We start from the raw sequence: 11,891 nt of genomic DNA, 5'->3' as shown, positions 1-11,891 counted from the left end.
CTAACATTACCTCTCGAGCAAGCATCATATCTATATTCAACAACTCTGCACTTTTCTTACTTGCGGCTAAACTAATATATTCTGTCAACGGTGTTGCCTTAAATAAAGCTGGGTACAGAGAGGAATAAATCGAGCTGTAAACAGAGACTCCTGCGCATTTAGGAACATGAATAAACGCGACTCTAGGGTAACGTTTTAAGAACCTTAAAGTGTTTTCCTGAATATTTTTTTTAATGCTTCCCATTTAAACGCTTCCCAAAGGAAAATAAATCAAAAATACTGTTGAAGTCGATGAAAAACTTTACTGGCTAAAGTTTGGATCGTCGCCTTAACTCCTGCCAACTCTATTGATTTCTGGATCCAAGTAAATTTTTTACTTTTGTTGGGAAGATAGCTCAAAATTTGCTCTGCCATACGTCTTTTGTAAAGCTTTTCTCCGAGCCATTTTCTGTGTTTATGTGCAGACCTCAACCTAGCATTGACGTTGGATGCAGACATTTTTTTTACTTCTTCAGTGATCCCATTGGGAGTACCTTTTCTATATAAAAACAAAACACGAGGTAGGTTGATAAACTGAGTATTCGCTTGAACTAACCGTACGAATAAATCCCAGTCTTGACCATTTTTTAGTTCTGTATCAAAAAGGTTTTTAAGCAAAATTGAGCGTTTAGCACTGAAACCACTCATCCCAGAAAAGCGATTTCCATAACGTAACGCTTGTGCTGTAACGCGAGTAGCAGAATTTATGTTTACTTTGCTAGCAGAGCCCATTATCCGATGACCACAAATAATAGCTTCAACCTCGCTATCACCTCGGTAAACGCTTTCATGGACTTCTAAAAAGTTTTCTAACCAAACATCATCATCGTCTAAAAAACAAACAACATCGCCAGTCGCCTTCGCAACCCCCACATTACGCGCCGTGTTTGCTCCACTCTTGGAGTTCAAACGAACATAGTCTATATCATATTCTGAAAATTCGGCCATTACCGGCTGATAATCAGTTTCGGAACAGTCGTTAACAATAATGATTTCGAAGGGCTGAACAGTTTGAGCAAGTACACTTTGCAAAGCCGATTTAAGATAATCCGGCCTCTCATGCGTAATTATGACAACGGAAGGTCTTAGACTATTCATAACATAAATTTCATGTCTTTAAGTTGGGTAATTATAGAGCTCTAATCATTTGCTAATTCATCATTGAACAATTCACACAAGGTCGACGCTGTTATTCTCAGAGAATAACTTGTAAAAAATGCGAAGGCTCAATGTCGTTAACGTAAACTTGAACACTATATAGACTATATTAACTAAAAAATAGTTGTTGCCGTTAAAAATAGATTAAAGACTATCCAGTAACAGTTAAATGCCGACACAGAGGTATTTTTTATTACCGAAAACATGGTGATTTTAAATACCTCGATAAGTACTGATAGGCAGTCAATTAATACAAGCTAATGATACATATGTATTTTTAAACCTCATTATGCTTGCCCCTTTTCAACGATTGTCTTTTTATGTATCAAATCAATGACAAACACGTAAAATAAAGTGAGTTGCTCATTTTCAGTCTTATTGCTTAAGGTATTCCCTCGAGCTCATATGATGGAAAGGTATGTAGTAGCTTAAAATGCGTTGAATAAACATACCTGTTAATCTAGTACTGTGGCTTGATCAAGCCTTCACGTGAAGTATAATAATTTTACCTCCCGCTATCCTGTAATAGTCAATAAACAGTTTACAAATGCAGCTAGGCTGTCAATTAACGCAATCCTTAGGAGTAGTTATGTATAACCATTTCGGATCTAACAATATCTCTTTAACTAACTGTTTAATAATCATCTTTCTTACAGTGGGAATATCGGGCTGTTCCGTTTTTCACGCCCCTCAGATGCAACCGGTAACACAACCAGCAACCACTCTCATTAAAGAGATAAAAGCTGAGCAACTTTTCACTGAAACTCAGGTTATCTCGATGTTTAGCGCTCAAAGCACAAATGAAACGCTTCCAAAGAGTACGCAAAAAGCCTTAAAGACCTATCCCGCTTTAGCAGCAAACTTGCTCATAACAATGAGCAAGAATGAAAATATTCAACAAAGCATCATCGAATTCATTGAGAAGCGCAGGGAACTCCAAAGCGAATACATATACGTTGCACTGACATTGTATCCTATCGATGGTTATCGTTTAGCTGAAAAACTAGCGTTAAGTAATGATATAGATAATGAAATTATTAAAACTGCGAGTTTAAGAGCGGGTTTTGATCCAGCGCTAATTTTCCCCGCTACAGCTGCAGGCGACTTAGATTATCGAATAGTCCCCTTAATGGAGTCTGCCAGTATAACCTTGTATAACCAAAATGAAGATTCATCGGCGGCAATATGGTTTAAAGCGCAAAGTGACGCACAATGGCAAGAAGGCTTAGCACTGCAATGGGAGCCAATCCAAGGTGCCCTATCGGGCTCTATAGTCTATTTAAAACCTGATTCCCAGTACACAGTTAAAGTCTCATTAAGCGAGAACAATGAGCTTTTATCTGAAGACGAATATACCTTTACCACCCGCGCCGAATCCCCCCCTATTGATCCTGATAAAATTTATTATTTAAGTGACATCTATCAAGGCGGCCAGCTGGATCTGGAAGCACTGGGGATTGAAGGTAGCGAAACTGGCTGGGCAAAAGTAATAGGTGACGGAGTCACGGTTGAAGCAAACGACGGCGATCTTTCAGCTGTTTCCATGGGTAATCAGAATTATGTGATGCTTGAGAACGTTACGACTAAAGGTGGTGAGCGTTATGGAATTCACGGCTACAAGGGACACCACACATGGATCAAAGGCTGCAATATTTCTAATTATGGCCGTTTGCCTAGTGATATCCGAAATGGTAAAGCGTATTCGAGCGCACAGAGCACCTCCCCCATAAATTATGATTCAGGTATTTATTTAGAACGCAGTGGTGTCGTGGTAATCGAAGACTGTGAGGTTCACTCGCCTAACGGCAAAGCCAACAGTTGGGAGTATGGCCACCCAAATGGTCCCAATGCATTTCAAATATGGGGCAAGCATGATACCGAAGCCTATCGAGGGCAATATATCGTGCGTAATAACCGTTTTTATGGCGCCCCTGAGCATCGTTTTAATGATGTTATTGAAGGGCGGATGAATTTTGAGCGAACTGGCGCTTTTGTACGCGACTCCGCGATATACAACAATTACCTAGCCTATGCGAATGATGACCTAATTGAAATTGACGGGGGCCAAGCCAATGTGTTGGTTTACAACAATGAGATGACTCAAGGCTACGCTGGTATTAGTACCGCGCCGAATATGATTGGCCCCAGCTATGTGTTCCATAATTACATTCATGACTTAGGGGATGAGCGTGGCAAAGAATGGGCGGCGATTAAAATGGGTGGGATAATGAGTAAGCCTGCAGGACTGACCAATGTATTTGAAAATTTAGTCGTGACCAACCGCAACGGAATTACCGCATCACGCGTTAACAATGACAGTACACTTTGGGTTAATGCACGTAATAACATTATTATTTCTCGTTACTACAACAACTTAGTTGGTCTTGGTATCTATGATCCGCAAAAATACCCTGAATCGACATTTATGAATAACCTTATTTATAACCTGTCAGCAGCACGTCCTAATTTCGATGCTACAGAAGGAATTCAATTTTTACACCCAGACGCTGCAGATGCTTCAATTGTCAGTCAAATTGTAGCAACACTTGAATCTAAAAAGGCTTATGGGCTTACTATGAGTAACGAAATGTTAATTCCAAACTTCTCTCAAACTTATACTGTTAATTCAGCCCAAGCCTTGAGTGGTGCTGAAGAGCACACTCAAGAGGTGACCTTTATTGAAAACGAAATTAGCTCATTTTCCAATCAAGACAAATATGGGACAATGACTGTTAGTGAAGACGAAAAATCACTAAGTCTGACGGGGAATACATGGAAAAAAATACCCTTTGATTACACCTTAACACCTGACTCAATGATGACAGTCACTATCACTAACCAAGGCTCGCCCGAAATTGTGGGCATCGCATTGGAAACCGATAACGGATTATCTGCCGAGCGCACTTTCCAATTTTCCGGCACTCAAAATTGGGGAAGCCGTGATTACAGTATCAATGCAGATTCCACGATGACACTAACAATACCTATAGGGGAATATTTATCGGGCAGTATTAGCTATATCGTTTTTGCGCTTGATAATGACAGAAACAAAGAGTCATCTGTAACCTATTCGAATATCTCTTTCTATAAAACGTATGAAGAAAGTAGTTCGGCCATCGAAAACGGTGAACAAATAAACATTGGTATATCAGAAGCACAATAAGATAAGCTCATTTGCATAACAGTAGGTTTACGACGTCATTTGCATGTTAAACGTGGTATCATTTTACGGCTATTAGTGCAATGACCGCTACTTTATGGAATAGGTCTTGCTTAAGCTTTTCTCTAGAATAGAGTCTCATTAAAAATATCAATTTAAACACTGAAAACAACAAAACGTATCAATATTGATTTAAAGTGTCGTTTATTCGTAACAAATCAGTATTAACTTACTTTGCGGATAGCTAGCCCCCTGCCCAACATAAATGATGTGAGCAAAAATGAATAATGCAACCTTAAGCTTAAGCAAGAATAAAGACCTACGAATTGATACCTTACGCGGCTTGGCCTGTTTATTTCTTGTCTTCTACCACATAATTGGCAACGGTTCCGATTCAGGGCTTAAAATTCAAGAAGGGTTATTAAGGGATTTTAATGACCTACTCGCTTACATTCGTATGCCACTTTTTACCTTCCTATCGGGTTATGTGTATGCTTTACGCCCTTTCACAAGTGGAAGCGTTACATTTATCAAAGGTAAAGCCCGACGTTTGCTTCTACCTATGCTGGTAGCAGGTACGCTTTTCGCTATTATTCAGAGCATAACGCCAGGCTCAAACAGTGAGGTGAATAATTGGCTAACTCTGCACATTATTCCCGTTGCACATTTTTGGTTCGTTGAAGCCCTGTTTCTAATATTTTTAGCCATAGTCGTTTTAGAGAAATGTAATTTATTTGCCACCAGAAACTCGGCAAGCGTGGTTGCATTGTTGGCCATAGCTCTTTTTCTATCGCCTATAAATAGTCGATATTTTGCTTTATCGGGGGCGCTATACCTATTACCATTTTTCCTTGCTGGTATGTATGTGAAACGCTTTAATATTTATCCTAAACCTATGTTAGGTCTAGCGTTACTGGTTGTGGTAGCTATTGCCTTATTGTCAGTCTCACCCAATTTTCGTGTGTCGAAATACGATCGTGATGCATTAGTGCTCATCGTAGGGGTTGCGGCCTGTTTAAGTTTTCTTTCTTTCGGTTGGAAGAGTGCGCCACTCGCCTTCATAGGAAAGTTTTCTTACTCGATTTACATCTATCACGTATTTTTCACAGCGGGATGCCGCATTGTACTTTTAAAACTGGGTATTGAGAGCCTCACACCATTGATTTTGATTTCGCTGTTAGGTGGGATATCAGGCCCTATTATTTCTGAGCTCATCATTAATAAAAGCAATTATGGAAAAACGCTGTTCTTAGGAAAGCGTTTCGTTTCATCGAAAAACCAAAGTCCTGAGGAAAAAAATATTAAAGTGCTGTGAGAATTTGATATAGATTCTTTGAAAATGATGCCCTTGTTAATACTGCCAACTGGGTCTTAGAAAGATATAATATTATCTACCCGCCCGCTTTCAGTAAATTGCGCTCGCGAGACTAGAACAATATCGTTGAAACACTCAGAGCACTCGCAGTACTTCCCGCAGTCATTTTCCGTATTTCACCAAGAAGGCGGCTATTTAGGGGTTGCAAGCTCTGTATCGCCCTAATGAAAATTTAACCAAGGTAGGAATAGAAAATTAACAACAAAAAACTAATCTAATTAAAGCAACCATATTCATAATCCAACATAGTAAAATCCTTCTCATAGAGTTTATTTACGACCTCCAACATCTTATGTGTATAGACACTATCTATACTCATAGGATTTTTGTTCACTACGTTCTTCTTACTAAACACTATATTCCGATTAATTTCTTTCGAAACTCTGGATTCAACATCTTCTATATTTTCAATCTTACCTACATAATCACATAATAATTCATTACTATTGTCGAATAGAAATTTATATTGAGGAATAAAGTGTTCGGCATTTTTACTAATAGCCAGTTCAAGACCGCCATCCAGAATAAATTGTTCAAAGTTTTTGTATTTACTGAGATAAAGCTCATACCAAGCAATATCTACAATATTCATCCCACCACTTTTCAAATAGTTAAAGGCCGAATAAAGTCTCAAATAAGGGTTTCTCGTTATTGCAAAAGAAAAGCATGATTCAAACTTTTTTCGGTCCTCATTAAAATAATCCAACGCAGTCGCATGATGAGATTTTTCAATACCGTATAATGAATCAACTATAGACATACCTGCCGCCTTAGGTATATGTATGAATAAAACTTTAGAATTATAATCGGTGAAAAGTGTTTTATTACGATACACTATCCCTCTTTCTCTAATTTTTCGTTTGACGCCATAGAGAAGAAAAAAATCCCAGAAGGTTATTTTTTTCACCGCACCTTTAACATCGATTTTCACTTAGCGACTCTCCTAAATATTAGTAAAAAATAATACAAGAAAATTTCACTTTCTCATTTTTATTACTTTCGACGGGATCCCACCAGCAATTGAATAAGGAGGGATATTTTTAGTTACCACGGAACCAGCAGCGACAATTGAACCTTCTCCTATTTCAACTCCTTTTAGGATAGTCACGCCATAACCTATCCACACATTATCTTTAATAATAACCGGAGCTGTAACTATACCCTGCTCTATCATTGGTACACCAATTTTGTCATGCTTATGATCCGTGTCCCGAATGGAGACTGCATCAGCTATCATAACATTATTTCCTATAGTGATTTTTTCATTCACTCCAAAAACACAAAAATCATTACAAAAGCTATTTAACCCGAAACTTATATCACCAGCCCCCTGAATAGTAGAAAATCTTCCGATTCTATTCTTCCCCTGGAACCTTATCTTTAAAGATGACCCCAAGTTGCCGAACTCCTTGACTCTAAAACCAGAGCCGAAACTAATACCATTGGATTCCAAGATACTCTTGCGATATAGATAGTAGTAAAATTTTGATTCTAACTTCAATTTAGTTTCATATAAAAATTTCAACATTTAATTATCACCTCACATAATTCTATTTAAAATCGACAAAATTCAAAAATTGTATCGAGAATCATTTAGAACTCCTATAATGGCGACCGGAAAATATGGAAGATATAATAGTTTTTACTAAAAAAGTATCTCTCCCTAATATTTTTTTTGCGATGATTTTTAAAAACAAAGTTTTGCAGTGTAAAAAATAAAATCGAGTACATAAGCCAATCGCGCAGCTTCGCTCTATTTTCCTAAACATTGCTTTTTCATTTGACTCAACTTCTAATCGAGATAATGAATGTTCAAAACCGTGGATTAGTTTCAACTTTTCATTTAAACCTGCATCGCGCACTCGGAAGAAAAAAGTAGTATCAACCGCGTACAAGTAAAATCGTTCGTCGAAAACATGAGTATATCTATTTTTCAACATTAGAATCGCACTTTCACTCAGCACTATACCGCTGCCTATACCAACAATTCTGTCCTTATGATTGTATGGACCGTCCTCGTGGCCTTTTCGTATATCCATAGATGGACTTTTCACCTCACCGTCAACTGTGATAAGAGGCACACCTATTTCTATACTTTCGTCTTCCAAAGCTAAATCAACATATTGCTTATTCAGTGTAGAATCATGATCTAGCATAATGTAGCGCGAAGAGGGCCACTTTTTAATAAAGTCATTATAAATTTTTGATAAGGCGATATTGTTAGTGGTTTCGATAATTTTTACCGCTTCGAACCCTTCATTTCTCAATACCTCTAAATTTGTGTCTTCTAATAATTCCGGTCCATTATTCCATATTATTAATTGAACGTTATTTCTTGCCCCACCAGAGGAGATAAGCGTATTGATTGTTTGTGAATTCTTAGCTTCACACGAATATAAAACAACTAAAATAGATATTTTCATGTTTTTACTCCAAAATATATAAAATATGATTCACTATAGTTTTGGTATGCTAGCTAATTCTCACCTCACCGGATTTCCATTTACCAAATTATTGAAAAGATAATTTACTTATGGGATAACTACACTCCTAATTAATCGTAGACAAACTCTTATCTGATTTTCCAGAGGCTATTAGGACGTTAGATATTAAAAAAACTTGCAAAAAGATCGCGCACAAGAAAAAGGCGGAAATTGCGGCGGTGTCCGTACCCCAAACGTAATAAGCAACTAGAAAACCCAATGTACTTAGTGAAAGGCTTATTACTCCATTAATTAGAAGTAGTTTGTCTAGTCCCAAAAAAGAGACGGCCGCCACACTTGGCCTATTAGAAACATTAAATACAAACCAAAATGACATGCAACTAGCATATAATCCAGCTCTGGACCAATCATGTCCAAAAATCAAAGAAAATAGCTCCTGTCCCCAAAATAAAAGAATAAGTAATGGTATGAGGGAGATACCCAATAAACCACATGTTGAATAGATTAAAAATTTTGTTATCGGTTTATTACCAAAATCAGCGCTTATTTTAGGGTAGGCAACGTCATAAACAGCTTTACCTAGTAACGTAACTGGGACCATTAATACAGACCTAGTTAAAACAAAGTAACCAGCGGCTTTCAAACCAAAATAGCTCGTCAGTAGTGTCACAGGCACGATTTGCGAAAGTGCGGCATTGAAAGAGTGAGGCAGTCGATAAAGCGGAAACTGCTGCAGTTCTCGCATTAACAATCTTTCTCTTATGTTAAAAACTGGGATCTCAAATTTAATCGATTTTCCAAAAATAACGAAGTGCATAGCGGTTAGACTTACTAAAAAACCTAAAATCGCAGACAAAATCAAAGAAGTAGATGATGGGTAGTAAAGGCCTGAAATTATTTTAGTTGTAGCAACAGCAATAGCTGAAGAAAAACCTATATAAGCTATAGTTTTAAACTTTTTATTTCTGAGTAAGATTTGGGAGTATATTGCTGTGATACTCGCAGGAAAGAAACCTAAAAATAGATACCACAAAATATCATTAAAAGAAAATACGAATAAATTTAATGATAACAGTGAAAGGAGGAATAAAGCCGCTCCTGTTATTAACATTAACTTTAATGATATAGAGACCAATCTTTTATATTTTTGTTCTTCTTTTACAAAAACAATGGCAATTGGGTAACTAAGTGCCGAAATCACAATTAACAAGCTTAAAATGGAACTGAACAAGCCAAGTGCGCCAAATTCCTCAGCGCTGTATAATCTAGTAATTAAGGGGGTCAATGCAAAATTAAGAACTTGCACGGATGCCGTTCCCGTTATTAAAACAAAGATGTTCTTTATAAAGCTATCGTTGGAAAGTAGTAAAATCCTTTCTAGCCCAAACCACTTTTTATTCATTTACTTTCCATCAACTACTAATATATGGTTTATTTATACACCGAAGGTACTATTTATACTTTAACATTTCTTCGATTACTTTTTTATACTTCAACGCTACAGCCGCCCAACTAAATTTACCGGCTTGTTCTACTGTTTTGTTCTGCCAGTCAGAATCTAACGCCAACGAGAGCGCCTTTGCATATTGAGCACTGTTTTCAACGTCACACACAATACCGGCATCGCCGATAATAGTTCGACGCATGGAGTCATCAGGGGCAACAACTGGTGTTCCACTGGCGAGGGCTTCGAGGTAGACCCGGCCGAAAGGCTCATTCGCCGAGGGCAAAGTGAATACGTCAACACTGCGGTAAAGTTTGGGCATTTCGTCAAAGGTTAACGACATTTGCTTAAAGCGCTCCTTGCCTAATAACTCCTCCCCTAGGGCGATGTAATAGTCTTTATCTACCCCATCACCACACAGTATCAAGCTTGCCTCTGCGACTTGTGCCATCGCTTTGATCACAAGCTCCATGCGTTTATGATTTTTGCGATTTAGAGTACCCACACACAACACAAGTTTACCTTTGAGGTCAAAATCAAATGTATCACCTGAGGTTGAGAAACGACTTAAATCGACACCATTTGGAATAGCACTAACAGATTGCCCTGGATACCATTGCTCAACGGTATCTACTGTATCTTGATTGAATACCACCAGGTGATCGGGCTTAAACTTCATATTGCGTTTTAGTACGTGGCCGTCACTGAGTAACCCTGCCCGTTCGGTATACAAAATCTTACTACCGACCAAACGCTTCAACACCCAAGCGATTGCAAGCCCACCGTAATCATTATTGGGGTAAACTATATCTGGCTTCATTTTCAGCAGATAAAACAGGTAAGGAAAAAAGCTCGTAGCCGCTTCGATGACCATGCCTGGGTAACCAAATGCCTTTCGAAATAGCCCGCCAATATAAGTAGTTGCAAGCCAATTAGCCGAACGCCCCCTCGGCACACATGGCAGTACAACGCTCACGGTGCCAACTTTCTCTCCGCATAGCAATTCGACATCATAGTGAACAGCCAGGTGTTCCGCCATTTCATATGCACTGATTTGCGAACCGCCATTCCAGCTAACCCCACATTCAGGATGAATAACCGCAATTTTAATGGGCTTACTTGGTTCAGACATGCTTACTTTTGACATTGAGCTCATGACTTTTTTACCACTTGATTTAGCATTGCATTGGTATTTGTGGCGATTTGCTCCCAATTATATTTAGTTAAAATGTCATTTTTAGACGCTTTGGGTATATTAGAAGCCATCTTTTTAGCTAAATCCTCGTGGTCACCTACTTTAAAATAATTCTCGACATCTAATTCAATGTCGAGGTTCGGCAGAATGTCACTGAGCAATACAGGGGTATCGGCACTTATTGCTTCAAGGGCAACAATAGGCAATCCTTCATGATACGAAGGCAATACAAATAGCTTGGCATATTTATATAGGGCTTTTAACTGGGCGCCTTCTCTTCGACCGGCAAAGATTATTCGCTCTGATGTATTACTGAGTAAGTCACGTGAATAGTCGTCTTGGTGATCTGTGCTGCCGACTATTACCAATTTCTGTGGGATATCGGTCATTAAATAGGCTTGAACAAGATCGTGAAAGCCCTTTTCAGGCACTAACCGCCCTACTGTAACAATATAACTCTGTTCTTCTATCGCAAGTCCAGTGGCTTGTAAATCACTGAGAGTCACGTTGCTATCAAAATCAGCGATTGCACCGTTAGGTACAAAGTCAATCTTGTGGGCTTGCTTCGGGTTTTCTTGCTGTAACCTGTCTGTTAATGATTTACCTACCACCAATACTTTATTGGCAAATTTGACCGCCATCCATTCACCGCATTTTAATAGGCCTTTTGCTAATGCATTCCATTTCTGACGATCGTAATCGGCGCCATGGTGCGTAACTACCACATTCATGCCTAACAAACGCGCTAACGGAGTAAATAACGCAGGGCCGATAGCGTGTAAATGAATAACATCTGGGTGCACAAACAAGCGGGCGTAAAATATAGCGACAAATGTATGCAAGAACGTTTCTAGGAATTTATGGCGCATAGCCCAAACAGGCAAAACCTTTACTCCTTGAAATTCATACGCCGTTTTTTGCACGTACGGCGAGCGAGCCAAAACGGTCACCTCAGTGCCCTGGGCCACCAGCCTAGGGTAGAGCTGCTGGCAGTGTGACTCTATCCCTCCCATTACATCGGGAATTCCTCGTAAACCAATAGCGCATATTTTCATACTGTTTTTACCCTTCAAAAT

The 11,891-nt window shown here is 38.7% G+C and carries 10 protein-coding genes; 2 read left to right on the top strand and 8 right to left on the bottom strand.

Translation table 11 applies throughout. The features are described 5' to 3' along the window. Together GMES_RS22770 and GMES_RS05005 are read right to left on the bottom strand one after the other, a co-directional pair. A partial coding sequence (locus GMES_RS22770; protein ID WP_226990247.1) for a hypothetical protein occupies positions 1-244 on the bottom strand: 244 nt, incomplete at its 3' end. Between the two features lie 26 nt (positions 245-270). Next, positions 271-1,137: a glycosyltransferase family 2 protein gene (locus GMES_RS05005; protein ID WP_006991499.1), complete on the bottom strand. Its 867-nt coding sequence runs from the start codon at positions 1,135-1,137 to the stop codon at positions 271-273. 754 nt (positions 1,138-1,891) lie between these two features. On the opposite strand from GMES_RS05005, the gene GMES_RS05000 reads away from it, so the two are divergent. Both GMES_RS05000 and GMES_RS04995 read left to right on the top strand, forming a co-directional pair. Further along, a complete protein-coding gene (locus GMES_RS05000; protein WP_006991498.1) occupies positions 1,892-4,360 on the top strand; it encodes a right-handed parallel beta-helix repeat-containing protein in 2,469 nt (822 codons plus the stop codon). A gap of 277 nt (positions 4,361-4,637) precedes the next feature. Then, positions 4,638-5,672, top strand: a complete 1,035-nt coding sequence (locus tag GMES_RS04995; protein ID WP_006991497.1) for an acyltransferase family protein — start codon at positions 4,638-4,640, stop codon at positions 5,670-5,672. Positions 5,673-5,946: 274 nt separating this feature from the next. On the opposite strand, the gene GMES_RS04990 is transcribed toward GMES_RS04995, so the two are convergent. The 6 genes from GMES_RS04990 to GMES_RS04965 form a co-directional block, all read right to left on the bottom strand. Next, positions 5,947-6,663, bottom strand: a complete 717-nt coding sequence (locus GMES_RS04990) for a sulfotransferase family 2 domain-containing protein (protein WP_006991496.1) — start codon at positions 6,661-6,663, stop codon at positions 5,947-5,949. Positions 6,664-6,708: 45 nt separating this feature from the next. Beyond that, complete coding sequence (locus GMES_RS22970) at positions 6,709-6,906, bottom strand: DapH/DapD/GlmU-related protein (protein ID WP_264367794.1); 198 nt, start codon at positions 6,904-6,906, stop codon at positions 6,709-6,711. Between the two features lie 415 nt (positions 6,907-7,321). Beyond that, positions 7,322-8,155, bottom strand: a complete 834-nt coding sequence (locus tag GMES_RS04980; protein ID WP_006991494.1) for a glycosyltransferase family protein — start codon at positions 8,153-8,155, stop codon at positions 7,322-7,324. A gap of 127 nt (positions 8,156-8,282) precedes the next feature. After that, positions 8,283-9,578, bottom strand: coding sequence for a lipopolysaccharide biosynthesis protein (locus GMES_RS04975; protein ID WP_006991493.1), 1,296 nt, complete (start codon positions 9,576-9,578; stop codon positions 8,283-8,285). Between the two features lie 49 nt (positions 9,579-9,627). Further along, positions 9,628-10,767 (bottom strand): glycosyltransferase, encoded by a 1,140-nt coding sequence (locus GMES_RS04970; RefSeq protein WP_006991492.1) that lies wholly within the window; start codon positions 10,765-10,767, stop codon positions 9,628-9,630. A 5-nt stretch (positions 10,768-10,772) separates the two neighbouring features. Beyond that, positions 10,773-11,870: a glycosyltransferase family 4 protein gene (locus GMES_RS04965; protein ID WP_039986628.1), complete on the bottom strand. Its 1,098-nt coding sequence runs from the start codon at positions 11,868-11,870 to the stop codon at positions 10,773-10,775. Positions 11,871-11,891 lie beyond the last annotated feature (21 nt).

The sequence above is a fragment of the Paraglaciecola mesophila KMM 241 genome, assembly GCF_000315015.1.
Lineage (GTDB): Bacteria > Pseudomonadota > Gammaproteobacteria > Enterobacterales > Alteromonadaceae > Paraglaciecola > Paraglaciecola mesophila.
Note: the sequence above shows the minus strand (reverse complement) of the source record. Positions and strands in the feature narration are given on the sequence as shown.

Bases quoted from the DNA above. Each gene is read 5' to 3' on its own strand.
- GMES_RS04995 (WP_006991497.1), top strand. From the start codon at position 4,638: ATGAATAATGCAACCTTAAGCTTAAGCAAGAATAAAGACCTACGAATT.
- GMES_RS05000 (WP_006991498.1), top strand. From the start codon at position 1,892: ATGCAACCGGTAACACAACCAGCAACCACTCTCATTAAAGAGATAAAA.
- GMES_RS04975 (WP_006991493.1), bottom strand. From the start codon at position 9,578: ATGAATAAAAAGTGGTTTGGGCTAGAAAGGATTTTACTACTTTCCAAC.
- GMES_RS04980 (WP_006991494.1), bottom strand. From the start codon at position 8,155: ATGAAAATATCTATTTTAGTTGTTTTATATTCGTGTGAAGCTAAGAAT.
- GMES_RS04970 (WP_006991492.1), bottom strand. From the start codon at position 10,767: ATGTCAAAAGTAAGCATGTCTGAACCAAGTAAGCCCATTAAAATTGCG.
- GMES_RS05005 (WP_006991499.1), bottom strand. From the start codon at position 1,137: ATGAATAGTCTAAGACCTTCCGTTGTCATAATTACGCATGAGAGGCCG.
- GMES_RS22970 (WP_264367794.1), bottom strand. From the start codon at position 6,906: ATGATAGAGCAGGGTATAGTTACAGCTCCGGTTATTATTAAAGATAAT.
- GMES_RS04965 (WP_039986628.1), bottom strand. From the start codon at position 11,870: ATGAAAATATGCGCTATTGGTTTACGAGGAATTCCCGATGTAATGGGA.